The following is a 26,280-nucleotide window of genomic DNA, read 5'->3' as shown; positions in this document are numbered from 1 at the left end:
CGCGCACGCCGTTCAGGGTGCCGAAGTAGTGGTCGAAGCTGCGGTTCTCCTGCATCAGGACGACGACGTGCTTGACGTCGGCGATGGTGCCGGTGAGGCGCCCCGGTGCGGGAACCGCCGCGGCGGAGGTGGCGGGCAGGCCGGTGAGGGCGGCGGCGCCGGCGGCCGCGGTGGCGCCGACGAAGGTACGGCGGGAGAGCTCGGTCATCGCGAACTGGCCTCTCAGAGCTGGAAGGTGGCGACGGCAGCGGCGGCGTCGGAGGGCCACTGGTTGGCCGCGAGGGCGGCCGGGGCGGTACCGGTGGCGGGCCAGTCGGCGACCAGCGTGTGGGCCTCGACCAGCTTCAGCGGGCCGCGGTAGAGGACGTAGTCGATCCGGTCCTGCGGCTCGGCCTTCCCGGCGGCGCGCTGCTTGCGGACCGGCGACCAGGTGACGCCCGCGGCCTTCACCGGATCGCGGTACTCCTCACGGAAGGTGTCGGTCAGTCCGGCCGCCTGGAGCGCGGTGGTGACGGGCCAGGCGAGCGGGCCGACCCCGTCGTGCGCGGGCGCGGCGGCCGCCGTCCAGTCCAGGTGCGAGGGCGAGGCGAGCGCCCCGGCGAGCACCACCGGGCCGCCCGCGGCGGCGTCCGCGGTGAGCGCGGCGGCCAGCGCCTTCGCCTGCCGCAGGCGGGGGGACGCGTTCTCGGCGGCCGTGATCTGCGCGGCGCTCCGACCGTCCTGGGCCGCGTACGGGCCGTAGTCCGACTCGTCGAGGTGCGCGGACCAGAACCGGACGGCCCGGCCGCCGGGCAGCTGGAGGGTGACACCGGCGGCGGGCAGCTCCGCGGTGGCCGGGGTGACGGCGGTGAGCGGGTAGCGGCTGAGGATCCCGACGCTGCCGGCGCTCTGGTAGGAGTACCAGCCGAGCGCCTCGGCCAGCGTCCGGGCGGCGGTGCCGGCGGTCTCCTGGAGGCCCAGGACGTCCAGGCCCTGGGCGAGGACCACGCGGATTTGCTTCTCCACGGCGTCGGTGAAGGCGGCGCCCGCGTCGGCGAGGTTCCAGGAGGCCGTCTTCAGCCGGAGCGGGCCGCCCGGATCCGCCACCGGGAGCAGCACGGTGACGGTGTCGGTGGCGCCCGCGCCGTCCTTGACGCCGACGACGAGGAGCTCGGGGTCGCGCGCGGGGCTGCCGGACGGCGCCGTCCCGGTGACGGTGCCGTCGGCGGCGACGGCCGCCCAGGCCGGGCCGCTGATCTTCCGGAACGAGGCGCTGCCCGCCGGGTTCCCGGCCGGGCGGGACCAGAGGCCACCGAGCCTGACGGTGAACGCCGCGCCGGGCGCGACGGGGGTGGCGGTGAGCGCGTCCACCGCGGCGTGCGGGCGGACCACGGCCGGCTTGGGGCGGAAGGTGAACGGCGCGGTCTGCGCGAGGACGCCGTAGCCGTCCTTGGCCAGCAGGTAGGCCGTGTACGGGCCGCCGGTGAGTGCGGAGGTGTCGAGCTGGACGTCGCCGGCGCCGGCGGGCGTGTACTTCCAGAGCAGCGAGCTGCCGTTGCCGGGCCTGCGGTCGCCGTCGTAGATGCCGACCCAGTTCTTGGCGTCGGGTGCGTCGGTGGTCCAGTGGAAGGTGAGGCGGTCGCCTTCCACGGGGGTGGCGGGGCTCTCGGGGATGGCGAGGCTCAGGGTGCTGCCGGTGGCCACGGTTGTCCTGTCCGCCGCTCGGGGCCGGGCCGGCGGGGGCGTCGGGCCGGGTCCGTCCACGGCTGGTGACGGGGGCTGGGGAGGGTCGACCCACGGACAGTTGGCTGTACAACTGCGGGGCCGGGCCCATTCATCCGAAGGCCGGCGACCGGGACGTGAACGACGTGTGACGGAAGGTCGGGCGGTGCGGGAACACCAGGGCGGGGCTCCGGGGCGGGCGGGGCGGGTGGCCGGGTGCGGGCGGTGGCCCGGGTGCCGCGGGTCGCCTCCGCCCCGGCCCTGCCCGGCGCGCTCCCCCGTTCCTCAGGCGCGGTGGCGGCCGCCGCCCTCCGCCCCGACGTCCCACCTCGACTCGACGTGCGCCTTGAAGTCGTGCAGGTCGTCGATCACCCGGCGGTCGACGAACCCGAGCGCCTCGCCCACCCGCTCGATCAGGCCGTGCGGCTCGACCTCCAGTTGCAGCATGACCCTGGTCGCCTGCTCGCCGAGGCGGTGGAACGTCACCACCCCGGACTGCCGCACCTCCCCGGCGACGGCGGCCCAGGCCACCCGCTCGTCGGGCACCAGCTCGGTGGTACGGGCCTCGAACTCGCGCCGCGCGCCGGCCACGTCCACCACCCAGCGCGTACGCCCCTCGCCGAGCCGGTCGATGCCGACCACACCCCGCATGAACTGCGGGAACTCCTCCAGCCGCGTCCACTGCTCGTACGCCGCCGCCAGCGGCACGTCGACCTCGACGGACTGTTCGATCCTGGTCATCGTGGTTCCCTCCTCCGACGGGCCGGCGGTCTCCTGGAGGCCGCCGCTCACGGCACCGTCTGCCCCGGAACCGCCGGGCCATGTCACCGGATCCGCAAGGGCTTCCTGCCCGGCCGGGCCGGGGGCCGGGGCCGGCCGGGCTCAGCCGGGCTCAGCCGGGTTCGCCGGTCAGTTCGGCCACCGTGTCCGGCCAGCGGACCAGCAGGTGCTCGGTGCCCGGCGGCACCGCGAGCCACGTCCGGCGCAGGAAGGCCGCCAGGTCGGCCGCCGCCAGGACCAGCACCGCCCAGCCGTCGTCACCGTGGAACTCCACGCCCACCGTCCCCGGCTGCCAGGGGTGGACCCGCAGGTCCCCGTACCCCGCCGGCGCGCTCAGCCCCTGGCCGAACAGTTCCCTGGCCGCCGTCCAGCAGAGCCGCCCCTCCGGGTCCATCGCCGCCTCGGCGCCGAACCCGACCGACAACGCGAAGGGGTCGTCGGTGTCGTAGCGCAGTTCCAGCAGGACCCGCCTCGGCTCGGGCCCGACGATGCACGCCTCGACGACGTCCTCGATGATCCGGGACACGGGACCCCTCCTCCCTCGGTGAACCAGCATGGCCTCGCCCGGCTACCCCCGTCCGCCCGGTGAATGCCTCCCGGGTGAACACCTCATCGGACGGCCGACCGTCGAGGACGGTTCCCGGGGCACCTCTGCGGACGCGGACACGGACGCGGCCACGGACGCGCCGGGGCCTCGGAGCCGGGGCGGGCCGCGCTGGGGCCTGGGGCTTGGGACTTGGGGCCGCGTCAGTCCAGGTCGCGCGCCCGGCGGAGGCGGGCGGACAGCGCGTCGGGGTCGACGACCGGGGCCGGGTAGTCGGCCGGCGGCCGGTCGAGCCGCCAGGGACGGTGCACGGCCCGCCCCTCGACGTGCGCCAGTTCGGGCACCCACCGCCGCACGTAGTCGCCGGCCGGGTCGAGCCGGTCGGCCTGGCTGAGCGGGTTGAGCACCCGGTTCGGCCGGGTGTCGGTACCGGTGCCCGCCACCCACTGCCAGTTGAGCTGGTTGTTCGCCAGGTCGCCGTCGACCAGCAGCCGCAGGAAGTGGCGGGCACCGATCCGCCAGTCCCGGTAGAGCGTCTTGACGAGGAAGGAAGCGGTCACCAGTCGGGCCCGGTTGTGCATCCAGCCCTCGTGGGCGAGCTGCCGCATGCCCGCGTCCACCAGGGGGAACCCGGTCCGCCCGGTCCGCCAGGCCGTGCACTCCTCGTCGTCCTCCGGAAGCCAGCGGTCGCCCCGGTCGCGGTACTCGCGGTGCGCGGCCTCCGGCCGGGCGGCCAGCACCTGGTGGTGGAAGTCCCGCCAGACCAGCTGGCGGACGAACGCCTCGGCGCCCTCGCTCCGGTCCTGCTCCGCGGCGGCGACCAGTTCGGCGGCGGAGAGGCAGCCGAAGTGCAGGTAGGGCGACAGGCGCGAGGTGCCGTCGGCGGCGAGGTCGTCGTGCAGGTCGGCGTACCGGTCCAGCGGGTACCGCTGCCAGAGCCGACGGGCGGCCCGCTCACCGCCGGGCGGCAGGGCCGGTGAGTCCGGGGCGGCGGCCGGGACGGGCTCGCTCGCGATCCCCTCCGGTGTGCGCAGCGCCCGGGGCGGGCGGTGGACGGTGCGGCGCGGAGCCTGCGTCCAGGCCCGGAAGTACGGCGTGAAGACGGCGTAGTGGTCCTTGCCCGCCGGGGTCACCGCGCCCGGCACGGCCACGGTGAGGGAGCCGTCGTGGACGTGCAGGCGGTCGCCGAGCAGTTCGCGCAGGGCCTGCTCGCGGCGGTGGGCGAAGGCGCTCACCCCGGCGGCGACGTGCACCGAGGCGGCGTCCACCTCCGCGGCCAGCCGGGCGGTCGCGGAGGCGGCCGGGCCGTGGCGCAGGACCAGCCGGCCGCCGAGCGGGCGCAGCGAGTCGTCCAGGTCGGTGAGGCAGCCGGCCAGGAAGGCGGCCCGGTTGGGCGCGGCGAAGCCTGCGGCGGAGACGTCCGGGTCGAGGACGAAGAGCGGGACGACCTCGTCGGCGGCGTCGGCGGCGGCGCGCAGGACGGGGTTGTCGTGCAGGCGGAGGTCCTGGGTGAGCAGGGCGATGGCGACGGTCATCAGTGGCGGCCCGGGGTCGTGTGGCGGTGGCGGTGGTGTGTTGGTGGTGGCGGTGGTGTGTTGGTGGTGGCGGTGGTGGTGTGTTGGTGGTGGCGGCCGGCGGGGCCTCCGGGGAGGTGAGCCTTCCAGGCCGGCGTGCCGTGCGGGGCGCGGCGCGCCGGTGGCACCGGGAACCGGGCGCGGTCGTGCCGGGACGGGCCCGGACGTGGCGGGCCGTCGGAACGCCGGGGCGCGGGGCGCGGGGAGGGAGGGGGCCCGGGGCACGGGCCCGCCCGACGGCACCGGCCGGTTCGGCCGTTCGGGTGACTTCCGGCGGGCGGGCCATCCGCTCGGCCCGCCGCCGCGAAGCACGGGGCGTCCGGCCCCGGCGCTGTGGGAGGCGCCGGGCGGGCTGCCGGGCGGGGTGCCCTGTCGAGTCGGTGTCCCGCCCCGGTCCGGCACGGCGTCCGCAGCCCGGAGCCGTGCCGGCCGCAGCGCGTCAGCGGCGGGCGAGACGGCGTTCGCCGCCCGAGCCGGGCGCGTACGCGAGCTCGTAGTGCGCGAACACGGCTGGTTCGTCCTCGGCGGGCAGGACGTCGTCGACGCCGATCGACGGCGCCTGCTTGACCTGCCCCTTCGGGAACGCGACCCGGAGGTACCCGGGGCCGACGACCGCGCCGTCGAGCGGCACGAAGACCAGCCGCCGCCGACCCACCAGGCCGACCGTGACGGTGGCGAAGAAGGGCTGGTCGCTGGCGGTCTCGACGTAGACGGACTCCAGCGTGCCGATCCGGTGGTCCTTCTGGTCCACGACGGCCTGGCCCCGCCACTCCCTGATGTCGGCCGTACCGATCACGGCGACCATGGCGACCTCCCGTTGCCGCCGGCGCGCGGCGGCCCGTCGGCTGGGCTGTGCCCCGGACCCTCCCATCCTGCTCCGGGACGCTCCGGGCCGCTTGCCGGGCCGCCTGTCGGGCCGCCTGTCGGGCCGGTCGCCACGGATCGAGACGGCAGCGGGCCGGCTGCGGGCACGAACCCGCCCCCAGCCCGGCATACACGGGCCAACATGTCCATTTCACACAACAGGGGGTGAACCGATCATCAGCCCACAGGGGCACTCCCGAGCACCTACGCTGTGCGCCGACGGACCGTCAGATCATCGAGGCACGGAGGCAGTGGTGGGCTACGACAGCATGTGGGAGCCGGGCGAACCCGGCGTCCCCGCCGACCTCCGCCCGGAGATCCCGCACCCGGCCCGGATGTACGACTACTACCTGGGCGGAAAGGACAACTTTCCCTCCGACCGGGCAGCCGCCGAGAAGGCCCTGGCCGCCAATCCCGAGTTCAGATCCACCGCACGGGCCAACCGGGCGTTCCTCGCCAGGGCCGTGCGCTGCGTCGCGGCCCTCGGCATCGACCAGTTCCTCGACATCGGCACCGGCATCCCCACCGCCGGCAACACCCACCAGATCGCCCAGGCCGTCGACCCCGGCGCCCGGGTCGTCTACGTCGACAACGACCCGATCGTCCTCTCCCACGCACGCGCCCTGATGGGCGGCACGGCCGTCGGCCGGACCACCGTGATCCAGGCCGACCTGCGCGACCCCGGCGAACTGCTCGCCGCAGTCGAGGCCGAGAAGCTGCTCGACTTCGACCGCCCGGTGAGCCTCGTGCTGGCGGCCGTCCTGCACTTCGTCCCGGACGACGCACGGCCGTACGAAGCCGTGCGCACCCTGCTCGACGCCCTCGTCCCGGGCAGCTGCCTGGTCCTCTCGCACGGCACGGCGGACTTCATCCCCGCCGCGGTGCGCGACCGGGTCACCGGCGTCTACGACAAGGCGACCGCCCCGCTGGTCGGCCGGACCCGGGAGCAGGTGCGGGCCTTCCTCGACGGGCTGGAGGTCCTGGACCCCGGTGTGGTCACCGTCCCGCTCTGGCGGCCGGAGGGCACGCCGGACGCGGGCGCCGAACGGGTCAGCATGTACGGCGCGGTGGCCCGCAAGAAGTGACGCGCCCTCGCGCGCGAGCGGCCCCCGGGGCGACAGTCCCGGGGGCCTCGCCGTTCCTCCGCTCCGCGTCACCCGGCGCAGGGCCGCGGCGGACGCGTCGTCACACGCTCCACGGCTCCAGCACGCTCCAGGTGCCCTCGACCGCCTCTCCGAGGCGGTACCGGTGCTCCGGGATCCACTGTGCTCCCTCGTGGAGGTGGCCGGCCGAGCCGGTCAGGCGTTCGTGCGCGGCAGGCGGCCGGGGAGTTCGGTGAGCTGTTCGATGCGGAGCACCGTCCCGTCGGCCGTCGGCGACGGTCCACCGGTGACGAAGTCGATGCCGCGGTCCAGCCAGATGCCGGTGAGTCCGGCGAGGGCGGCTGCGTTCACGTCGCTCTCCAGCATGTCGCCCACGTTGACGGCCCGCGCGGGGTCCGCCCGCATCCACCGGCAGGCGGCGGCGTAGGCGGCGGGTTTCGCCGCTCCGAGCTCGGTCGGGGTCAGGACGGCTTCGAAGTATTCGAGGAGCCCGAAGCGGGCCAGCTTGGCGCGCTGCTGCCCGGGGTCCCCGTTGGTGAGAACAGCCAGCCGCGGTCCGCGGGGAAGCCCTTTCAGGGTCTCCAGGCACGGCTGGACGTCGGGGTAGCACCGCCAGGACTCCTCGAACACCGGGAGGTAGCGCTCGGCGATCCAGGCGTCCAGCAGGCCGGGATCCTCGGGAACCGGCTCGCCGAGCTGCGGCAGGAAGGAACGGATCCTGCGCCGGTGGTGCTCGGCGAAGGAACACTGGCCGGCGAGGTACTCCCGCATGTGGCGGGCCTCCAGCGCCCACCACGACGCCACCAGTTCCTCCGCCGGAGCCGTCACGTTCGGCGCGGCCCGGACGATCCGGCCGATCGTTTCCAGGACCGCGCTTCGATGATCGACCAGGGTGCCGTCCAGGTCGAAGAAGATCACATCTGCCACAGGATGATCATCTCGTGGCGGCCGTCCCGGGCGCCAGAGGGCAGGCATCACGGCCTTCCCCCGTTGCCTGATGCGGCGCCAGGGCGACGGCACCGAGCGTCCGCGGCCCTGCGGCCCGCGTCAGGCGGGCCGGTCGAGGAGGTCCAGCAGCGGCGGGTCGAGCGGCCACGGCAGACCGCCGGGTGCGGCGGCCGCGGCCGCGAGGCGGAGGGCTCCGAGCAGGGGCGGGCCGTCGGGATCCCGGAGTCGGGCGCCGGGGAGGCGGGCGGCGAGCGCGTCCAGGGTCGCCCGGTGGACCGGCCCGAGCCGGAAGAGACCGCCGGTCAGGGCGAGCCGGGGGCCGGTGAGGCCCGCCGCGGTGGCCGCGGCCGCCGCCGCGTCGGCGATCTCCTCCCCCGCGCGCAGGACGATCGCACCGGCGACCGGGCAGCCCCCTTCGGCGGCGGCCGCCACGTCGGGGGAGAACGCGGCGAGCAGCGCGGCACGGTCCGGGCGCGGCTGGAGCGCAGCGGGGAGGCCGGCCACCGGGCCGTAGCGGTGTTCGGCCGCCGCCAGCAGCGGACGCGAGCCGCCCGTCCGTCCGTCGTACGCGCGCAGGGCCGCCTCCAGTCCGGCCCGGCCCAGCCAGCCGCCGCTGCCGCAGTCCCCGAGCAGTTGGCCCCAGCCGTCCGCGCGCCGCCAGCCGGTCTCCGGGTGGTGGCCGACGGCGACCAGGCCCGTCCCGCCGGCCACGGTCACGCCCGCACCCGTCCCCAGCGCACCGACGTGCGCCGTGATCGCGTCCCCGGCCAGCACCAGCCGCTCGGCCCCGGTGGCGCGGGCCAGCGGACCGGGCAGCCGTGCCGCGAGGTCACGGCCGAGCAGGGCCATCCCGGTGGCGCCGACGGCGACGGCACCGATCCGGGCCCCGGGCGGCAGCCCGGCGGCGAGTCGGTCGAGCACGGGCAGCAGCCGGCCGAGCAGCGCGTCGGCGTCCTGTCCGGCGGCCGAGGCGGACACCCGCGCGGCCGCGGCCACCTCGGTGGTCCTGGCGCGGGCGAGGTCGGCGGGCCACCCGCCCGGGGTGAGCGCCACCCGGATGCCGGATCCGCCGACGTCGACGCCCACCACCCAGGTGTCCCCGGGCCCGGCCTCCTCGATCCGGAACCCGGCAGCGGACCCCCGCCGTCGGGCGGGGGTAGGGGCGGCGCGGGCGGGGGCGGGGGCGGGGTCGCGGTCCGGAGCCGCCCCGGGAGTCGACCCGACGGCCGGGGACCGGCGCTCAGACACGCCGACTCCGGGGCGTGCGGCCGCCGGTGACGGCCTGGTGGGTGCGGTCGAGGGCGTCGGCGGCCCGGGTGTCGAGGTGTTGGGCGAGGCGCACGTAGAGGCAGTCGACGACGGTGAGTTGGGCGGTCCGACTGACGGTGGCGCCGGTCCGCCGGTCGCTCTCGCGGCCGGCGAACGTGAGGAGGCGGGTGACGGCGGCGGCCAGCGGCGAGCCCGGGTCGCTGGTGAGGGCGACGGTGGTGGCGCCGCGCCGGGCGGCTTCGGCGACCGGGTCGAGGACCTCGGAGGTGCGGCCCGAGTAGGAGATGCCGACGGCCACGTCGGCGGCGGTCAGGTGGGCGGCGCCCATCAGGGCGCGGTGGACGTCGGAGCGGGCGGCGCAGACCAGCCCGAGGTGCTGGAGCTTGTACTCCAGGTCGGCGGCGACCACGGCTCCGGCCCCCGCCGCGTACACCTCGATCCGGCGGGCCGAGGCCAGGGCGTCGACCACCGCGTCCAGCGCGTCGAGGTCGAGTTGGGCGGCGGTGTCCTCGGCGGCCCGGGCGCTGAGGCGGGCCACCTTGGCGACCACGGTGCGGGTGTCGTCCCCGGCGGCGATGTCCCCGTCGGCGCCGACCCGGACGGCGAACTCGTCGGCGGCCGCCACCTGGGCGGCGGCGAGGGCGAGCCGGAGGTCGGGGTAGCCGCGCAGGCCGAGGGTGCGGCAGAACCTCGTCACCGAGGTGTCGGACACCCCTGCGGCGGCCGCGAGTTGACTGATGCTCAGGGCGGCGGCGCCGGCCGGGTCGGCCAGTACGCGTTCGGCGACCGCGCGTTCCACCGGCGACAGGGAGGGCAGCCTGCCCCGCAGTCGCACGATCAGAGCCTGGGCCGACGTGCGGTCCACGGCATCCCTCCCACATCCTGTTGCCCGCTGATGTTGCTCTTCCACATTCGAAGAGTTCTGTGCGAGAATCCTCGACATCCCGACGGGTGTCAACCTCGGGTGTGTCCGAAGTGTGCCACCACCGCCCCGGGAAGGAGACCGCGCCGTGTCCCGTGCCGCCGTCCTCACCACCCGGGCCCACGTGGACTTCTGCCGCGTCACCACCGCCGCCTGTCCGGCCGCCGCACCGCTTCGCTGACACCCCGCGCGCCACGGCCCACCGCCGCCGCGCGCCCACGCACCCGCCTCACCGAGGATCATCCGTGCCCTCCCCGGCCGTCCCCACCACGCCCGTACCGTCCCCGACGCCCTCCCCCGTCCCGGCCCCGCCGGCACCGACCCCGGCCCCGGCACCGACCTCGCAACCGGCACCGACCCCGGCACCGCAACCGCTGCGCGCCGCGTACGTCTTCGACCGCACGCTCGCCTCGGCCGGCCCCGACGAACGCTCGCGCCTGCTCGACGGGCTGGCGGCCGCCGGGCTCACCACCCTGATCACCAAGGCGGACGCCGTCACGCCCGCACTGGCCGCCGCCTGCCGCGCGGCCGGCCTCCGGACGGTCGGCAGCCTCGCCTGCCTCAGCGACCACGCCGAACCCGCCGAACGCCGCCGCCCCGACCTGCGACCGGTGTCCGGCGACGGACGGCCGTGGCGGCGACTGGAGTGGTACACCGGCCTGGTCCCGACCGACCCCGCGCACACCGGGCGGCTCGCCGAGCGGTGCGCCGCGCTCGCGGGCAGCGGGCTCCTCGACGGGCTGGTCCTGGACTTCCTGCGCTGGCCGCTGCACTGGGAGCTGGAGCTGCGGCCGGGCGCCCGGCCCCGGGACGCCTCCTACGACCCGCTGACCCTCGCCGACTTCACCCGCCGCACCGGGATCCCCGTCCCGGCCGACCCGGTGGCGGCCCGCGCCGAGCTGACCGGCCCTCACCGCGACCAGTGGCTCCGGTACCGGCAGGAGGTGGTCACCGGCCTCGCCCGGGACCTGGTGACCGCCGCCCGCCGCGCCCGGCCCGCACTGCGGACCGGTCTCTTCCTCGTCCCGGAGGAGGACGGTCCGCGCCGGGCCCGGCTGGTCGGCCAGTCCGCCGAGGAGCTGGCGCCGCTGGTGGACGTGCTGCTGCCGATGTCGTACCACGCGATCCTGCACCGCCCGCCGCCCTGGGTCGGCGCGGTCACCCGGGCGGTCCGGGCGGAGGCCGCCGGGTCGCCGGGGACGGCCGTGGTGCCGATGGTGCAGACCACCTCGTCCCCCGCGCTCGCCCGGGGCGCCGACTGGGGCCCGCCGGTCACCGCCGCCGGGTTCCGGTCCACCCTGCGCCACGCGCTCGACGCCTCCGGCGGGAGCCTCTGCCTCTTCCCGGGCGAGGGCCTGGACGGGCCGGGGCGGGGCGCGCTCGCCGACGCCCTCACCTGAGGCGGCGCCACCCCGGACCACCCCGAACCACTGCAGGCCACACCCCAAGCCACGCCCGCTCCGGCCCACTCCCGAGCCGCACCGAACCTCCGCCCCGAACCTCCGCCCCACGCCGCGTTCCACCACCCGTCTCCGCACCATCCCCGGGAGCACCCGTGCACCACCTGCCGCCCACCGAGGCGCGCAACCCGCGCAGTACCGGCATCGACCGGCTCGACGCGCTGGGCGTCCTGCGGCTGATCAACTCCGAGGACGCCACCGTGCCCGCCGCCGTGGCGGCCGCGCTGCCCGCGCTGGCCCGCGCGGTGGACGCCGCCGTGGTCGCGCTGCGGGCCGGCCGCACCGTGCACTACGTCGGCGCCGGCTCCTCGGGCCGCTACGCCACCCTGGACGCGGCCGAACTGCCGCCCACCTACGGGCTGGAGCCCGGGCGGGTCCGGGTCCACCTGGCGGGCGGGCCGGCCGCGCTCACCCGGGCGGCGGAGGGCGCCGAGGACAGCGAGGCGGCCGGCCGGGCCGCGCTCGCCGAGGCGGCGGCCGGGGACGTGGTGCTCGGCCTCGCCGCCAGCGGCCGGACCCCGTACGTGGCCGGGGCGCTGCGGGCGGCCCGCGCCGCCGGCGCGCTGACCGTCCTGGTGAGCGCCGACCCCGAGGCGCCGCTGGCGGACCTCGCCGACCTGCACGTCTGTGTGGAGTCGGGCCCCGAGGTGATCACCGGCTCGACCCGGATGAAGGCGGGCACCGCACAGAAGCTGGTCCTGCACGGCTTCTCCACGGCGGTGATGGTCCGGCTCGGCCGCACCTGGTCCAACCTGATGACGGACGTCGCGGCCGGGAACCGGAAGCTCGCCGCACGCAAGCTCACGCTGCTGGCCCAGGCCTCCGGCGCCGGCCCGGAGGACTGCCGGTCCGCCTTGGCCGCCACCGACGGCGAGCTGAAGGCCGCCCTCGTGGTGCTGCTCACCGACGCCGCCCCGGCCGCCGCCCGGGCCGCGCTGGCGGCCGGAGGTGGGACAGTACGGGGCGCGCTGGACGCACTGAACGTGCCGGAGGTGCCAGAGGTGCCGCGCCCGGCGCCCGCCCGATGTCCCGGGGACGCCCAGGCCACCGGTCGGGGTCCCGGGCAGGTCGCGGACCGAACCCACGCCCGCACCCACGCCTTCGCCCACCCCGGCCCGCCCCTCGACCCGCCCTCCACGCCCGCTCCATCCTCGACATCCGCGACATCCGCGACATCCGCGACATCCGCCAGACCGTCCCCGCCGCCTGCCGCCCGCCCGTGACCACGGGCGCCCGGCCGGGGCCCGTCCGACCGAAGGACCGATCCCCATGCCCGCGCCGACGCCCCGCCGCCGACCGCTGCTCCCACGTGCCGCGACCCTGCTCGCCTCCGCGCTGCTCGTCCTCACCGCCCAGCCGCCCGCCCACGCCGCCACCGTGCCGGTGCCCGTGCCCGGAAGCACCGGGGCCACCGGCGCGATCACCGGGGCCACCGCCACCGCGACCACCACCACCGCAACGGCCAACCCCGCGCCCGCCGTCTCCCCCACGCTGCGCGAATGGACCGGCGCCACCGGGTCGTTCACCCTCGCGCCGACCGCCCGGATCGTCCTCGACCCCGGCACCGCCGCACTCGCCACCACCGGAGCCGCCAGCGGAGCCGCCAGCGAACGGCTCTCCGACCGGCCGGTGAGCGCCGTCGCCGCCCGTTTCGCCGCCGACCTGACCGCCGTCACCGGCACGTCCCTGCCCGTGCTGCCGACCGCCTCCCCCGCCGACGGCGACATCGAGATCGCCCTGGCCGCCGACCCCTCGCTCGGCACCGAGGGCTACCGGCTCGACGCCACCGGCCCCCGGCTGCGCCTCACCGCGCCGACCTCCACCGGTGTGTTCTACGGCACCAGGACCCTCCTCCAGCTGCTCCGCCTCGACCCGGCGCACGCCGCCGTCCCCCGCGGCACCGCCCGGGACTGGCCGCAACTGGCCTACCGGGCCGAGCACTTCGACGTGAGCCGGCGCTACATGGCACCGGCCGACATCAAGGACGAGATCCGCCGGGCCTCGTGGTCCAAGATCAACACCATCCAGCTGATGTTCAACCAGGCCAACGCCTGGCGCCTCTACAGCCCCGCCTACGCCGCACTCGCGCCCACCGACCCGGCCCAGCGCTACAGCCGCGAGGACATCGCCGGCATCGAGGCGGTCGCCGCCGAGTACCACGTGACGCTCGTCCCCGAGATCCAGGGCCCGACCAAGGCCCAGCCGTACGCGGCCTTCGGCGGCACCGACCGCTCGCTCGCAGCCCGCTGCGACGACCCGTCGACGCTGGACTTCACCGACCCGGCGGTGGTCGCCTGGACGCAGGACCTGCTGGGCGAGTTCCTCGACTGGTTCCACGGCCCGTACGTCCACCTCGGCAACGACGAGGTGCCCGGCACCCTCGCGGACTGCGCCTACGTCCGCAGCCGGTTCACTCCGGAGGCCCCGACCCTGGCCGCCCTCCAGGAGCGGTTCGTGGCCGCCGAGCAGGCGACCGTCGAGGCGCGCGGCAAGCGGGCGATGATCTGGGTCAACTCCACCGCGATCCGCCCCTCCACCCGGGTGCTGATCATGAACTTCGGCTCCACCGCCGTGTCCGCGACGATGCGCTCGCTCGGCTACGACGTGGTCGACTCGGCCTACGGCACGGGCGCGTACACCCGGTTCTACGTCTCGCCCGCCGACTACGAGGGCAAGGTCGTGCCGCGCGGCGACATCTACCGCTGGACGCCGGTGGCCGACCCGCGCAACCTCGGCCAGGTGCTGGCCGCCTGGGGCGACGACCTGTTCTTCAGCGAGACCGGCTACTACCTCGACCTGTTCGACGGCCGCCGGGCCGAACTCGGCGAACGGACCTGGAACCCGGCGCCCACCACCCGCACCCACACCGCCTTCACCCAGGCCCTCGCCGCACTCGGCGACGAACCCACCGCCGCCCCGCGCCCCGAGCCCGCGCCGACCACGGACGGTGCCCCGGCCCACAGCTGGACCTTCGACACCCCGTACACGCCGACCGCCGCCACCCACTACCCCGGCGGCTGGAAGCTCACCCTGCCCGACACCGCCGGCACCCTGCACGGCAACGGCTGGCTCGCCCCGCCGTCGTACCCCGTCGCCGGCCACGACGGCAACGGCCTCGGCTTCACCGCCGGCAGCGGGCAGACCCTCTCGCTCGGCGGCCGGGCCGTCCGCGGCCCGTGGACGCTCTCGCTCTGGATCCGGCGCACCGCCGACGCCACCGACACCGTGCTGCTGCGCGACCTCGACACCGCCGTCAAGGTCGAGCAGGCGGGCACCGACCACAAGGTCGGCCTGAGCGTCCACGGCGGCGCCCAGTACGCCTTCGACTACACCCTCCCGCTCGGCCGCTGGACGCACCTGACCCTGGTCTCCCGCCCCGGCACCGGCACCGCCCTCTACGCCGACGGCACCCTGGCCGCCTCCCTCCCGCAGACCGTCGCCCTGCCGCTGGGCGGCCTCGGCGGCAAGCGCCCCTTCGGCGGCACCGTCGACGGACTCACCGTCCACCGCCAGGCGCTCACCGCGGCCGAGGTCGCCGACCGGTACGCCCGGGCGACCGGCGGCGCCGACCTGGCGCTGAACCGGCCGGTCACCGCCTCCTCCACCTACCGCGCCGGGGTGGAACCCGCCAACGCCGTCGACGGCAACCCCGCCACCCGCTGGTCGAGCGACCGCAGCGACCCGCAGTGGCTCCGGGTCGACCTCGGCGCACCGACCGCCATCGGCCGGGTCCGGATCTCCTGGGAGGCCGCCTACGGCCGGGCCTACCGGCTGGAGGTCTCGGACGACGGCACCGCCTGGACCACCGTCCACTCCACCGCCAACGGCGACGGCGGCGTGGACGAGATCACCGGACTCGCCGCCCACGGCCGCTACCTGCGGCTGTACGGCACCGCCCGCGGCACCCAGTACGGCTACTCGGTCTGGGACTTCCAGGCCTTCGCGGCCTGAACCCGCACCAACCCATCGCACCGACAGAGGAGTTCCACCCATGCACCGCCCCCGCCGCCTCGCCGCCGCACTCGCCGTCGCCGCCCTCGCCCTGACCGCCTGCGCCTCCACCGGGCGGACCACCGGCTCCGCCTCCGGCGCCGCGCCCGCCCCGCAGGAGCCGCTGCCGACCGCCGTCCCCGCCGGCACCGAGGTCCGGATCGGCGACCAGAACGCCCAGTTGGAGGTGCTGCTCAAGGCCTCCGGCCAGGACCAGGGCACGGCCTACAAGCTCGGCTACAGCGCCTTCCAGGGCGGCCCGGCGATCCTGGAGGCCTTCCGGGCCGGCTCGCTGGACCTCGGGATCGTCTCCGAGACGCCCGCCATCTTCGCCCAGGCCGCCCAGCAGGACGTCAAGGTGGTCGGGGTCGCCCAGACCAGCCGCTCCGCCGTCCACCTGGTCACCTCCCCCGGCAACCCGGCCAGGACGGTCGCCGAGCTCAAGGGCAAGAAGATCGCCTACACCGAGGGCACCACCTTCCAGCCCGCCGTCCTCAACGCGCTCAAGCGGGCCGGGCTGAAGACCACCGACGTCACCCTGGTCAACCTCCAGGTCCTGGACATCCCCGCCGCCCTGCAGAGCGGCCAGATCGACGCGGCCGCGCTCACCGAGCCGCTCGCCTCCAAGTACCTGCTGCCCAACGCCGAGAAGGGCGCGCACGAGATCACCGACGACAAGGACCTCACCAGCGGTCTGCTGCTGCTCATCACCCCGGGCAGGACCCTCCGCGACCCGGCCAAGGCGGCCGCGCTGGCCGACCTCACCGGCCGCTGGACCAAGGCGCTGACCTGGCAGAACGCCAACGAGGCGGAATGGGTCGACCAGTACTACGTGAAGAAGCAGAACATCCCCGCCGCCACCGGGACCCAGATCTTCCGCAACACCGGCACCGCGGCGTTCCCCTCCTACGAGCAGGCCCTCGCCGACCACCAGGCCATCGCCGACCTCCTCGCGGGCGCCGGCGCGCTCCCCGGGAAGCTCGACGTGTCGGGCGAGTTCGACCGCCGCTTCGAGGCCGTCCAGCGCCACGCCCTGGCCGGCTGAGCGGCACCGGCGCTCCCCCGAGAGGACCATCGTGACCGTCGCAACCCCGTCCGCCGCAACCCCGTCAGCACCCGCCCGCCCGCACCCACCCGGCGGGCCCGGCCCCGCCGACCGGCCCCGCCGCCCCCGCCGGCCGGTGGGCAGGCCGCGCCGCCGGATCCCGTTCGCCCGTGCCCTCGGACCGGTGCTGCTGCTGGCCCTCTGGTGGCTGGCCTCGGCCACCGGGCTGCTCGACCCGCAGACCCTCGCCCCGCCCTCCGACGTCGCAGCCACCTTCGGCGAGCTGGTCCGCGCCGGCGAACTCCAGGAGCACCTGCTCGTCTCCCTGCAGCGGGCCGTCCTCGGACTCGGCTTCGGTGTGGCCGCCGGGCTGCTGCTCGCGCTCGCCGCCGGGCTCAGCCGGATCGGCGAGGCGCTGATCGACGGCACGGTGCAGCTCGTCCGCTCACTGCCGATCCTGGCGCTCGTGCCGCTCGCCATCCTCTGGTTCGGCATCGGCGAGGAGGTCAAGGTGATCCTGGTGGCGCTCGGCACGCTCGTCCCGGTCTACCTCAACACCCACGCCGGGCTGACCGGTCTGGACCCCCGGTACGCGGAGCTGGCGCAGACCGTCGACCTGACGCCCGCCGGGTTCCTGCGGCGGATCGCCCTGCCCGGGGCCGCACCGGGCTTCTTCACCGGACTGCGGATGTCGGTCACCATCTCCTGGCTGGTGCTGGTGGTCAGCGAGCAGATCAACGCCTCCAGCGGCATCGGCTACCTGATGACCCAGGCCCGCACCTTCGGCCGCACCGACGTCATCGTCGTCGGCCTGGTCGTCTACGGCCTGCTCGGCCTGCTCTCGGACACCCTGGTCCGCCTGCTCGAAAGGAGGGCGCTGGCATGGCGCCGCACACTCGCCTGACCGCCGGGCCCGTCCCGGGAACCGGCACCGGCTCAGGCCTCGGCACCGGCACCGGCACCGGCACCGGTACCGCTGCCGGCTCCGGCCCGAGCACCGTCGCCGGATCCGGCGACGGATCCGGCGCGGTCGACGCGGCCACCGCCGGGCCCGCCGTCCGGCTGCGCGGGCTGACCCGCTCGTTCGGCGGCCGGACCGTCCTGGACGGCGTCGATCTCGACCTGGAGCCGGGCGAGTTCACCGCACTGCTCGGCCACAGCGGCTCCGGGAAGTCCACCCTGCTGCGCGCCCTCGGCCGGCTGGACGGGTACGACCACGGGGACAACCGCAGGAGCGGTCGCGGGAACAGCGTCGGGAACAGCGGCGGGACCCGCCGCGGGAACGCGCCCGGCGCGACCGGCTCCGGCACGGCCGACGTCCCCGACCGCGTCTCGGTGGTCTTCCAGGACGCCCGACTGCTGCCCTGGGCCCGCGTCCTGGAGAACGTGGTGCTCGGACTCCGGGGCCCGGACGCCGGGGAGACCGGCCGGACCGTGCTCGCCGAGGTCGGCCTGGCCGGCCGCGAGCGCGACTGGCCGGCCGTCCTGTCCGGCGGCGAGGCGCAGCGCGCGGCGCTCGCCCGGGCACTCGTCCGGCAGCCTGAACTGCTGCTGCTGGACGAGCCGTTCGGCGCCCTGGACGCGCTCACCCGGTTGCGGATGCACGCCCTGCTGCGGCGGCTCTGCGCCCGGTACCGGCCGTGCGTGCTGCTGGTCACGCATGACATCGACGAGGCGCTGGCGCTCGCGGACCGGGTCCTGGTACTGACCGAGGGCCGGATCTCGCACGATCTGCGGCCGGCCGCCGGCGTCTCGGCCGGTACTCCGTCCGGCACTTCGGCCGGGACTTCGACCGGCGCCTCGGCCGGCGGCTCGACCGGCGGGCTCCCGAGGCACCCCGGGGAACTGCGCGGCGAGCTGCGCGGCGAGCTGCTGGCCGCGCTCGGCGTGGAGGAGTGAGGCGCGGGTGAGCGACGGCCGGTGGCCCGTCCCGTCCTACCGGGCGGACCGGGCCACCGGTCGGCTCGCCGACCCGCGGAGCACTCCTCAGGCCGGCAGGCCGACCAACTCGGCCGAGCTGCTGCGGTTGTGGCGCTCCTGCCAGAGCTCCAGCGCGCTGCGGCAGGCGTGGTCGAGGTGGCGCACCCCGGACAGGTCGAGCCGGACCGGGCGGTCCGCGGGCAGCTGTTCCAGGGTCTCCAGCAGGCGCGGCAGCCGCAGGAAGGTCGCGTTGCCGTGCAGCACCACCTGGACCGCCCCGTCGGACGCGTCCGCGACCGAGACCTGGAGGTGCGAGGTGTCCCAGGCGCTCTTCAGCACCGCGAGGAGCAGGCCGAGCAGCACGCCCTCCAACAGGTTGGTGACCACGATCGCCACCGCCGTGACGGCGAGGATCGCCGCCTCGCCGCGCTCGGCCCGCCAGAGCGGGCGCAGGGAGCGGAGCGGCACCAGCTTGGCGCCCGCGTGCACCAGCACCCCGGCCAGCGCGGCGAGCGGGATCGCCGACAGGGCGGCGGGGATCAGCGCGGCGAAGAGCAGCAGCCAGAGGCCGTGCAGCACCCGGGATGCCTTGGTCTTGGCGCCGGCCTGGACGTTGGCGGCGCTGCGGACGATCACCGCCGTCATCGGGAGCGCGCCGAGCAGCCCGCAGAGGGTGTTGCCGACGCCCTGGGCGAGCAGTTCGCGGTCGTAGTCGGTGCGCGGGCCGTCGTGCAGGCGGTCGACGGCGGCTGCGCTGAACAGGCTCTCGGCGGAGGCGATCAGCGCGAACGCGAAGGCCGTGCCCAGGACGCCGACGCTGCCGAGCGCCGCGAGGTCGGAGGCGCCGGGCAGGTCGATCACCCCGGCCAGTCCCGCCACCTCGACCCGGGCGATCGGGAGGTCGAACAGCGCGGTGACGGCCGTCGCGGCGGCCACGGCGACGAGCGGGGCCGGGACCACCCGGACCCGGGCGGGCAGTCTCGGCCACAGCAGCAGCACCGCCACCGTTCCGGCGCCGACCGCGGCGGCGGCCAGTGAACGCGGGCTGCCGGCGACGTCGGCGACCAGGTCCGGCAGACCGGCCAGCTTCGCCGGGCCGCCGGCCGGTCCCTTGGCGTCGGCCAGCGCGTAGAGCTGACCGGCGATCAGGACGAGGCCGATCCCGGCCAGCATGCCCTGGACGACCGAGACGGAGATCGCCCGGAAGAGCCGGCCGAGCCGGGCCGCTCCCATGGCGAGCTGGAGGAGGCCGGCGACCGCGGTGATCACACCGAGGGTGGCGAGGCCGTGTTCCTGGACGGCGGCGAACACCAGCACGGTCAGGCCGGCGGCGGGGCCGGACACCTGGAGGCTGCTGCCGGGCATCAGCCCGGTGACCAGCCCGCCGACGATGCCGGTGACCAGGCCGAGTTCGGCCGGCACGCCGGAGGCGACGGCGACGCCCACGCAGAGCGGGAGCGCGACCAGGAAGACGACGAGGGAGGCGGCGAAGTCGGAGCGCAGAGTGCTCAGCCGAAGGGCGGGACGACGAGTCATCGGGTCCTCGGGAGAGTTGTGGTGCGGACGGGGACGGTGGGGACGGTTCGGCCGCGGGCCGTGCGGCTGCGCAGGGCCCGGGTGCGAGGCGTCCGGCCGCGGGCGGCGCGGGCGTGGACGTCCACGCGGCGGGCCGTCGCGGGGGCCCGGCTCAAAGCGGGAGGAAGAGGCCGGCGTCCGCCCGGTGCGCGAGCACCAGGCCGGTGTGGATCTCGTAGAACCAGCCGTGGAGTCTGATCCCGCCGTCGACCAGCCGCCGGGCGACGGCGGGGTAGCCGCGCAGCCGGTCGAGCTGGGCGAGGACGTGGCGCTGCACCGGGCCGGCGACGGTCGGGTCGAACACGTCCGTGTCGTCGGCGCGGAGCGCCTCCCGGTCGGCGTGGCGCAGCCAGGCGCGGACCGCGGGCACCACGCTGAGGTCCTCGTCGCGGACCACGGCGCCGACCGCGCCGCAGTGCGAGTGTCCGCAGACCACGATGTCGCGGACGCCGAGCACCTCGACCGCGTACTCGATGGTGGCGGCCTCGCCCGAGGAGCCGTCGGCCCGGTAGAGGGGGACGATGTTGCCGGCGGTGCGGAGCTCGAAGAGGTCGCCGGGGTCGGCGCCGGTGATCAGGGCGGGAACCACGCGCGAGTCGGAGCACGTGATGAAGAGGGCCTGCGGGGTCTGGCCGGCGGCGAGGCCGGTGAGTTCCCGGCCGGTGTCGCCCGCGCGCTGCGGGAACGCCCGGGCCCGGTCGATGAGCGGTTCCATGAGGGTGGATGCCTCCTTCGGTGACCCTCTCGGCCTCGGCCGGGAGGGGCGGTGGACGGGCAGGCACGTCGGAACCAGATGCCTCCGGCGGGCGGGTACGGGCGGCGTCGTGGGCATGCCACAGCGCCGCACGCCAGTGACCCTCGGTGTCCCCCCGGTGACCTGATGACGCGTCAAGAGTTAGTAAAACACGGGTATGGGGAGGGCAAAAGCGCATTCCGAGCACGGATCGTGCCGATCCGGTTAACATCCTGTTACCCCGGATGGCAGAGCGCAGGGTGTGACCTGGTACGCGGGGGCGCGGGGTCCGGCGTTCCCCCGGACCGACCCTGACGAATCGTTGCGTGACCGGCGGTACGCGCCCCTTCCGCACACGCACGCCCCGGCCGGACACGCCGCCGGGCCGCCGCCGTTCGATGAACGGTGGCGGCCCGGCGGCCTGCTGACGGTCAGTCGGCCGGCCGGCTGGTCGATCGGTCGGCCCGGCGACCCCGGGCACGGCCCCGGCCCCGGGCGCGGCCCCGGCCACGACCCGACCGCCGCAGGGCGATCAGCGGAACAGGGTGGTCACGGTGAGCCCGGGGGCGGAGCGGATCTCGGCCTCGGTGAAGCGCTCGGTCACCCACTGCTTGCGGGCGTAGCGGCGGGTCTGGTCGGTGTGGTGGGGCGAGTCCGGGTCGGCGGACTGGCCGTAGGTGAGCAGGGTGCGGGTCCGCGGGCCGCCGCCGGTCAGCTCGACGGCCATCACGAAGCTGGAGCCGTGCGGGACACTCCCCGGGTCGGTCGGGTAGGTGCCGCCGCCGGCGCCCGAACCGGGCCCGGCGGTGAGCACGTTGAAGCAGCCCGCCTGGCCGGAGCAGCCGTGCAGCGGGATGCCGGCCCACCGCTGGACCAGGCCGATCGGGGCGTCGACCGGGAGCCCGCGGGCCGCCAGCCCGCGGACCGCGTCGGCCAGGGCGCGCTGCGCGACGGCGTTCCCGGCGTCGATCCCGCGCGGGGTGGTGAGCGGCTGGGCCGGGTCGTACGGGACGGTCTGCCAGCTCTTCGTCCGGTCGGCCGCCAGGCCGGTCCGGAACTGCTGCCAGAGCACCGTGCCGCGGCTGTCCGCGTCGGCGCGGGTGTCCCAGGCCGCCAGGGCGTCGCAGGCCGAACGGACGTCGACCGGTGTGCCGTCGCCCGCCGTGAGCACGGGGTGGGCGCGGCAGAGCGCCACCGCGTCGTCACGGTCGAGTTCGGCGCTCTGGACGCGGTTGCCGAACATGGCGGCCTGGAGCGAGTTCAGGGTGAAGCCGGCGGCGCCGAGGCCGTCGGTGCCGGCGCGGCGGTCGGCGATCATCCGCAGGCCGAGCTGCGGGCGGAGGGAGAGCCGCGTCCCGTTGTCGTAGGCGGCGGGGAGGCCGTCGAGCGGCGCCGCGGCGTTGGTCAGGTGGGGGCCGTTGTTGGCGTTGGCCACGTAGTCGGTGCGGGTGAGCGCCGGGTGGCCGGCGGGGCCGAAGACGCCCGGGACCAGCGCGTCGGGGTCGCTGCCCGGGTCGCAGGCCGTCGTCGAGCCGTCCAGCACGCCGCCGGCGGGGGCGTCCGGTACGGCGCAGCGCCGGAGCTGGTCGTCGGTCAGGTGCGGGACGGCGGAGGAGTCGGTGAAGTACGTGGTCCCGCTGGAGTCGACGGCCGTGGTGTACATCCACGGGGCGCCCTGGTAGGTGCGCTGGGCCTGCTTGAGCTCGTCGAGGCTCTGGGCCCGGGAGATCGCGAGCCACTCGTTCAGCGAGCGGAGGTTGTCGGCGTTCGGGTCACGGACGGTGTAGGCGTACTCGGCGCCCCAGTCGGCGCCGAGGACGAAGCCGTGGCGCGAGCGGTAGAGCGTCCGGTCGACGGTGGAGAGCGTGCCGTCGGCGGCCCGGACGGTGACCGGGACGGTCTGGCGCACCATCTGCTCGGCCCTGCCGTCCACCAGGTAGGCGGTGGGGTCGCCGGGGGCGAGCGCGAGCCGGTAGATCGTGCCGTGGTCGGCGTAGCTGGTGGTGTGGGTCCAGGCGAGGCCGCGGGTGTGGCCGATCTCGACGAACGGGGTGCCGTAGAGTCCGGCGCCGGCGACGTCCAGGACGCCGGGGATGGTCAGTTGGGCCTGGTAGAAGCGCTCGCCGCCGACCCATTCGAGGTGCGGGTTGGCGAGCAGCAGGCCGTTGCCGTTGCGGGTCGCGTCGCGGCCGATCGCCCAGGAGTTGCTGCCGAGGTCGGGGGTGGCGTCCGCCCTGGGCAGGCCGAAGCCGGACCCGGCGGAGGCCGGGGCGGAAGCCGCGGAGGCCTGGGCGGAGGCGGGGCCCGGGGCGGTGGCGCCCGGGGCGGCGGCACCGCCCCCGGGTACGGCGGAGCCCACGGTCCCCTTGAAGCTGGCCGCACGGGTGTTGAGGTCCAGCAGGACGCTCCAGACGTCCTCGGCGGTGATCGGCCCGACCCACGCACCGCCCCGGCAGGACGGGTCGGGCAGCCGGTCGGCCCCGGTGTCGCGCAGGTACCGGTTGTACCCCTCCGCGTATCCCTGGGCCAGCCGGCGCGCCTCGTCGGTCGGGCCGAGCGGCGGCGGGCGGTCCAGCAGCCGCTGGAGCGTTCCCGAACGGCGCAGCCCCTGCTGGTAGGTGTCGCTCACCAGGTTGGGCGGGCCGCCCACGGAGGTCCCGTCGGGGCCGAAGTAGCGGGACCGCTCGCCGCGCAGGGTGACCACCTGGTCGGCGAGCTGGCAGAGGTTGTCCTGGGCGAAGGCGTAGCCGTAGCCGTAGCCGAGGCCCCCGAAGTCGCGGGCGACGATGTGCGGGACGCCGAACTCGGTCCGCCGGATCTTGGCGGTGTAGCCTCCGCCGCGGTCGGCGCCGAGCTCGGTGTCGGCCGCCCGGGCGGAACCGGGTGACAGCGCCACCGCCATGGCCGACGCCAGTCCGAGCGACACCACACCCGAGGTCAACCGCCGCAAGTACCTGCTGATCTGACGTTCTCTCATGTTCGTCCTCGTCGTCATGCCCCTCACGCTGCCGGGGGTGACGCCCGGTCGGCATCGGCCCGGGGAAGGATTCGGGCCTCGACCACCCGGCGTACGCGCGTACGCCCCGGGTAGGGGGCCGGGCAGGGCGCCGTCCTTGCGCGAACCGCCCGTGCCGACGGCGGATGCCGGAAATGATCATCAGGGGCCGGCGCGCGGGGCGCCCGGACCGGAACGGGGGAGGCCGCGTGATCGTCGCGCCGGAGACCGGGTTCGACCGGGACGGGATGGTCGGGCTGTACAGCTCGGTCGAGTGGGAGGGCTACACCGACGGCGTCGACCGGATGATGCGTGGCCTGGCCGACTCCCACCTGGTGATCACCGCCCGCGACGAGTCGGGCCGGCTGCTCGGGCTCGCCCGGACCGTCTCGGACGACGAGGCCGTCTGTTACGTCCAGGACGTGCTGGTCCACCCGGACCACCACCGCCGGGGCGTCGGCCGGGCGTTGATGGAGCACCTGATCGAGCGGTGCGTACACTGCCGGTTCTTCCTCCTTTCGACGGACCACGAGTCCACCCCGGAGGGGCGGCGCAACCACGCGTTCCACCGGTCGCTCGGGTTCCTGTCGTACGAGGAGAAGGAGATGTCGGCCTTCGGCCTGCCGGGGGTCCGGACGGCCGGCCGCCCCGCCGCCCCGGCGGCCGGCTGAACACGCGCACCGGCCCCCGTGGTGTCGCCGCCAGGGGGGCCGGTGCGGTGCTGCCGGGACCGTCGGAACCGTCAGGACTCCTGCGAGCGCCTCCTGGTGAGCAGGCGGCGCACCCCGAAGGCGGCCGCGCCGAGGGCGGCGCCCAGGACGAGGGCGGCCGAGTAGATCGAGACGAGCATGCCCGGCGCGGCGGCCGGCGCCAGGGCCAGCGCCAGGGCCAGGGCCAGCGTCGCGGCCGCCAGGGGCGCCCCGGCGACGTGCAGCACGTCCGGGCGCGCGGCGGCGCAGCGGATCGCGAGGACCGCCGCCGCCACCAGGCAGGACCAGGTGAAGTCCACCAGGGGCGTGCTCAGCGTGAGGACGTCGAGGATCGGCAGCGGCACGAGCATGTAGACGACGGACGCCAGGGCGACCGCCGGTGCCGCCACCGCGAAGTCCCGGCGGCCGTCGCGGACGGCGTCCGCCAGGTCCGGCGGAGTGAGGAGGACCAGCCCGGCCAGCACGACGGCGAACGTCGTCAGGGCCCCGAGGAATCGTGACATCCGCCTGACCGGCGGTCAGCCGCCCTCGCCGGCGGCCGCTCCACCCGACCGCTCCCGGTACGCGGCGAACCCGCGCGCGCTCGGCCGCCGGCGCAACGGGTTCCACCGGCGGAGCCGGACCGCCCCGCGGTGCTCGACCCTGGTGGCACCGGCGGCGTCCACGCAGCGCACGGCGACCCACCGCGCGGCCGCCGGCACCAGTGCGACACCGACCCACAGGCCGGCCGCGTCACAGTCCTCGACCGGGTACGTCCGGCCCGCCCGGTCGGTCACCGTCCAGCGGTCCCGCGGGTCGGTCCGCCCGGCGCAGAGCACCACGGCGGGCACTCCCTCCCCCGACCGGCACGCGACCTGGGCCGTCGGACCGTCCCCGTCCCGGAACAGCCCGTGCACCCGGTGCCCGCTCCCCCGCACCGACACCGCCACCCGGACCCACCCGTCGGGCGCCCGCTCCGCCGCGACCTCCCACACCCACGCCCGACCCGTCATCGTCCCTCCCCACTCCGGCCCGCCCTTCGGCCCGCCCTCGGCCGGATGACGCCGCCACCGTCGACACCGCGCCCTCGCCAGCCGCTGCCAATGACGAGCCCCCCGCACCGAATGTAGCTGTCGGCAGCTCGCCCGGCGGACGCCCCGGATCGAAGGGCCCCGGCTGCATCGGCGTCAGGCCTGGCGGATCCGGTCGCCGATCTCCGGCCTCGCCCCGAACCCGGCCGCCCTGTACGTGGCGACGCCACCGACGTTGGAGCTCGGTGTGCACACACGAACGCTCGACGAGCCCGCCTCCCGCAGCGCGGCCGCCCCGGCGAGGGTGATCGCCCGGCCGTACCCGCGACCGCGGTGGTCCTCGTGGACACCCATCGGCTCGACCAGTCCCGGCTTCCCCCGGCCGGCCGACCAGACCGTGACCACCGCCGCCGGGCGGCCCTGGTCGTCGTAGGCGCCCAGGCAGCGGGCGTCGGCGTAGAACGGCCCCGCCGACATCGCGTGCCAGTACTCGCGCGTAGGCCGCGAGGTGCCGAACGCCGACCGCAGCACGTCGGCGAAGTCCTGCGCCTGCTCCGGGCCGATCTCCCTGATCCGCGCGCCGGGGTCCTCCACGGCCTCCGCGAGGTCGCGGAAGAGCGGCGTCCACGGCTCGTCGACGCCCCAGCCGTCCTCGGTCAGCAGGTCGTGGAGCAGCAGGCCCAGCGGCGCCTCGACGGACACGGCTCCTTCCGGCAGCACGCCGCGCTCAGGCAGCGAAAGGTCCTCGACGAGCCGCCGCGCCAAGTCCTCGTCCCGGTGGACGTCGGGGGCGACCGTCATCCGGAACACCGTCGGCGTGTCAAGCATCCCGACGGCGAGGATGCGTCCGCCCCGGCTCCAGGTCCGCACCACCGCGGCCGTCTCGGCCGTTCCGAGCCGATGGTTCCAGCCGAGGTCCCCCGGATGCAGCTGCATCGGCGCTCCCTCGTACTGCCACTCCCGCAGCGCGCCCATCGCCTCGCGCACCCCGCCCACAGCCGGCGTTCCCAGCACAATCGTCATAGCCGGGATCCGACACCCCGTCCCGGCGGTCCGCAACCCATTAACCGGCTCACGGGCGGCTCTCCTGGCGCGGCCCGACCGAGCTTCGCCTCTCCGGTTCGCCTCTCCGGCCAC

At 76.1% G+C, this 26,280-nt stretch carries 23 protein-coding genes; 8 read left to right on the top strand and 15 right to left on the bottom strand.

The annotated features are described in order from the left end of the window. The 6 genes from AC067J_RS31195 to AC067J_RS31170 all read right to left on the bottom strand — a co-directional run. Positions 1-208: alkaline phosphatase family protein (locus AC067J_RS31195; RefSeq protein ID WP_478304866.1), on the bottom strand; the 208-nt coding region annotated here is incomplete at its 3' end. 14 nt (positions 209-222) lie between these two features. Beyond that, positions 223-1,683: an endonuclease/exonuclease/phosphatase family protein gene (locus AC067J_RS31190; protein WP_478304865.1), complete on the bottom strand. Its 1,461-nt coding sequence runs from the start codon at positions 1,681-1,683 to the stop codon at positions 223-225. A gap of 303 nt (positions 1,684-1,986) precedes the next feature. After that, a complete protein-coding gene (locus AC067J_RS31185) occupies positions 1,987-2,442 on the bottom strand; it encodes an SRPBCC family protein (protein ID WP_478304863.1) in 456 nt (151 codons plus the stop codon). A 151-nt stretch (positions 2,443-2,593) separates the two neighbouring features. Next, positions 2,594-3,007, bottom strand: a complete 414-nt coding sequence (locus AC067J_RS31180; RefSeq protein WP_478304861.1) for an SsgA family sporulation/cell division regulator — start codon at positions 3,005-3,007, stop codon at positions 2,594-2,596. Between the two features lie 221 nt (positions 3,008-3,228). After that, positions 3,229-4,560 carry a cryptochrome/photolyase family protein gene (locus tag AC067J_RS31175; protein WP_478304859.1) on the bottom strand — a complete coding sequence of 444 codons (1,332 nt, stop codon included), beginning with the start codon at positions 4,558-4,560 and terminating at the stop codon, positions 3,229-3,231. 478 nt (positions 4,561-5,038) lie between these two features. Beyond that, positions 5,039-5,404: a PRC-barrel domain-containing protein gene (locus AC067J_RS31170; RefSeq protein ID WP_478304857.1), complete on the bottom strand. Its 366-nt coding sequence runs from the start codon at positions 5,402-5,404 to the stop codon at positions 5,039-5,041. 313 nt (positions 5,405-5,717) lie between these two features. Between AC067J_RS31170 and AC067J_RS31165 the strand changes: the two genes are divergently transcribed. After that, the gene (locus tag AC067J_RS31165) at positions 5,718-6,548 is read left to right on the top strand and encodes an SAM-dependent methyltransferase (protein ID WP_478304855.1); all 831 of its coding nucleotides are present in this window, start codon (positions 5,718-5,720) and stop codon (positions 6,546-6,548) included. Between the two features lie 213 nt (positions 6,549-6,761). On the opposite strand, the gene AC067J_RS31160 is transcribed toward AC067J_RS31165, so the two are convergent. The 3 genes from AC067J_RS31160 to AC067J_RS31150 form a co-directional block, all read right to left on the bottom strand. Continuing rightward, on the bottom strand, positions 6,762-7,493 hold the full coding sequence (locus AC067J_RS31160; RefSeq protein ID WP_478304853.1) for an HAD family hydrolase: 732 nt from the start codon (positions 7,491-7,493) through the stop codon (positions 6,762-6,764). 120 nt (positions 7,494-7,613) lie between these two features. Then, positions 7,614-8,762: a BadF/BadG/BcrA/BcrD ATPase family protein gene (locus AC067J_RS31155; protein WP_478304851.1), complete on the bottom strand. Its 1,149-nt coding sequence runs from the start codon at positions 8,760-8,762 to the stop codon at positions 7,614-7,616. Further along, positions 8,755-9,648 (bottom strand): MurR/RpiR family transcriptional regulator, encoded by an 894-nt coding sequence (locus AC067J_RS31150; protein WP_478304850.1) that lies wholly within the window; start codon positions 9,646-9,648, stop codon positions 8,755-8,757. The genes AC067J_RS31155 and AC067J_RS31150 overlap by 8 nt, the downstream gene beginning before the upstream one ends. A 302-nt stretch (positions 9,649-9,950) precedes the next feature. Here AC067J_RS31150 and AC067J_RS31145 point away from each other — a divergent pair, with 302 nt between their 5' ends. From AC067J_RS31145 to AC067J_RS31120, 6 genes are all read left to right on the top strand, one after another. Further along, positions 9,951-11,105 carry a hypothetical protein gene (locus AC067J_RS31145; RefSeq protein WP_478304849.1) on the top strand — a complete coding sequence of 385 codons (1,155 nt, stop codon included), beginning with the start codon at positions 9,951-9,953 and terminating at the stop codon, positions 11,103-11,105. A 155-nt stretch (positions 11,106-11,260) separates the two neighbouring features. After that, entirely contained in the window at positions 11,261-12,388 is a 1,128-nt protein-coding gene (locus AC067J_RS31140) for an N-acetylmuramic acid 6-phosphate etherase (RefSeq protein WP_478304847.1), read from the top strand. Between the two features lie 46 nt (positions 12,389-12,434). Next, on the top strand, positions 12,435-15,116 hold the full coding sequence (locus tag AC067J_RS31135) for a family 20 glycosylhydrolase (RefSeq protein ID WP_478304845.1): 2,682 nt from the start codon (positions 12,435-12,437) through the stop codon (positions 15,114-15,116). Between the two features lie 40 nt (positions 15,117-15,156). Next, complete coding sequence (locus AC067J_RS31130) at positions 15,157-16,200, top strand: ABC transporter substrate-binding protein (protein ID WP_478304843.1); 1,044 nt, start codon at positions 15,157-15,159, stop codon at positions 16,198-16,200. 28 nt (positions 16,201-16,228) lie between these two features. Then, complete coding sequence (locus tag AC067J_RS31125) at positions 16,229-17,104, top strand: ABC transporter permease (RefSeq protein ID WP_478304872.1); 876 nt, start codon at positions 16,229-16,231, stop codon at positions 17,102-17,104. Further along, positions 17,083-18,099, top strand: coding sequence for an ABC transporter ATP-binding protein (locus AC067J_RS31120; protein ID WP_478304842.1), 1,017 nt, complete (start codon positions 17,083-17,085; stop codon positions 18,097-18,099). Before AC067J_RS31125 ends, AC067J_RS31120 begins: the two co-directional genes overlap by 22 nt. Positions 18,100-18,186: 87 nt before the next feature. Here the strand turns inward: AC067J_RS31120 and AC067J_RS31115 are convergent, their stop codons facing one another. The 3 genes from AC067J_RS31115 to AC067J_RS31105 form a co-directional block, all read right to left on the bottom strand. After that, complete coding sequence (locus tag AC067J_RS31115) at positions 18,187-19,656, bottom strand: SulP family inorganic anion transporter (RefSeq protein ID WP_478304840.1); 1,470 nt, start codon at positions 19,654-19,656, stop codon at positions 18,187-18,189. Between the two features lie 151 nt (positions 19,657-19,807). Further along, a complete protein-coding gene (locus tag AC067J_RS31110; RefSeq protein ID WP_478304838.1) occupies positions 19,808-20,410 on the bottom strand; it encodes a carbonic anhydrase in 603 nt (200 codons plus the stop codon). 550 nt (positions 20,411-20,960) lie between these two features. Next, complete coding sequence (locus AC067J_RS31105) at positions 20,961-23,405, bottom strand: penicillin acylase family protein (RefSeq protein WP_478304836.1); 2,445 nt, start codon at positions 23,403-23,405, stop codon at positions 20,961-20,963. Between the two features lie 227 nt (positions 23,406-23,632). Between AC067J_RS31105 and AC067J_RS31100 the strand changes: the two genes are divergently transcribed. Further along, on the top strand, positions 23,633-24,094 hold the full coding sequence (locus AC067J_RS31100; RefSeq protein WP_478304834.1) for an N-acetyltransferase family protein: 462 nt from the start codon (positions 23,633-23,635) through the stop codon (positions 24,092-24,094). 71 nt (positions 24,095-24,165) lie between these two features. On the opposite strand, the gene AC067J_RS31095 is transcribed toward AC067J_RS31100, so the two are convergent. From AC067J_RS31095 to AC067J_RS31085, 3 genes are all read right to left on the bottom strand, one after another. Continuing rightward, entirely contained in the window at positions 24,166-24,636 is a 471-nt protein-coding gene (locus AC067J_RS31095) for a hypothetical protein (protein ID WP_478304833.1), read from the bottom strand. A 15-nt stretch (positions 24,637-24,651) separates the two neighbouring features. Then, entirely contained in the window at positions 24,652-25,125 is a 474-nt protein-coding gene (locus AC067J_RS31090; protein ID WP_478304831.1) for a hypothetical protein, read from the bottom strand. Positions 25,126-25,299: 174 nt separating this feature from the next. Beyond that, positions 25,300-26,166 (bottom strand): GNAT family N-acetyltransferase, encoded by an 867-nt coding sequence (locus AC067J_RS31085; RefSeq protein WP_478304829.1) that lies wholly within the window; start codon positions 26,164-26,166, stop codon positions 25,300-25,302. Between the last annotated feature and the right edge of the window lie 114 nt (positions 26,167-26,280).

This window comes from Kitasatospora sp. NPDC042419 (assembly GCF_056437345.1).
Note: the sequence above shows the minus strand (reverse complement) of the source record. Positions and strands in the feature narration are given on the sequence as shown.

Coding starts and splice junctions, on each gene's coding strand:
- AC067J_RS31115 (WP_478304840.1), bottom strand. CDS start 19,656: ATGACTCGTCGTCCCGCCCTTCGGCTGAGCACTCTGCGCTCCGACTTC.
- AC067J_RS31175 (WP_478304859.1), bottom strand. CDS start 4,560: ATGACCGTCGCCATCGCCCTGCTCACCCAGGACCTCCGCCTGCACGAC.
- AC067J_RS31110 (WP_478304838.1), bottom strand. CDS start 20,410: ATGGAACCGCTCATCGACCGGGCCCGGGCGTTCCCGCAGCGCGCGGGC.
- AC067J_RS31170 (WP_478304857.1), bottom strand. CDS start 5,404: ATGGTCGCCGTGATCGGTACGGCCGACATCAGGGAGTGGCGGGGCCAG.
- AC067J_RS31095 (WP_478304833.1), bottom strand. CDS start 24,636: ATGTCACGATTCCTCGGGGCCCTGACGACGTTCGCCGTCGTGCTGGCC.
- AC067J_RS31120 (WP_478304842.1), top strand. CDS start 17,083: ATGGCGCCGCACACTCGCCTGACCGCCGGGCCCGTCCCGGGAACCGGC.
- AC067J_RS31130 (WP_478304843.1), top strand. CDS start 15,157: ATGCACCGCCCCCGCCGCCTCGCCGCCGCACTCGCCGTCGCCGCCCTC.
- AC067J_RS31085 (WP_478304829.1), bottom strand. CDS start 26,166: ATGACGATTGTGCTGGGAACGCCGGCTGTGGGCGGGGTGCGCGAGGCG.
- AC067J_RS31185 (WP_478304863.1), bottom strand. CDS start 2,442: ATGACCAGGATCGAACAGTCCGTCGAGGTCGACGTGCCGCTGGCGGCG.
- AC067J_RS31105 (WP_478304836.1), bottom strand. CDS start 23,405: ATGAGAGAACGTCAGATCAGCAGGTACTTGCGGCGGTTGACCTCGGGT.
- AC067J_RS31090 (WP_478304831.1), bottom strand. CDS start 25,125: ATGACGGGTCGGGCGTGGGTGTGGGAGGTCGCGGCGGAGCGGGCGCCC.
- AC067J_RS31135 (WP_478304845.1), top strand. CDS start 12,435: ATGCCCGCGCCGACGCCCCGCCGCCGACCGCTGCTCCCACGTGCCGCG.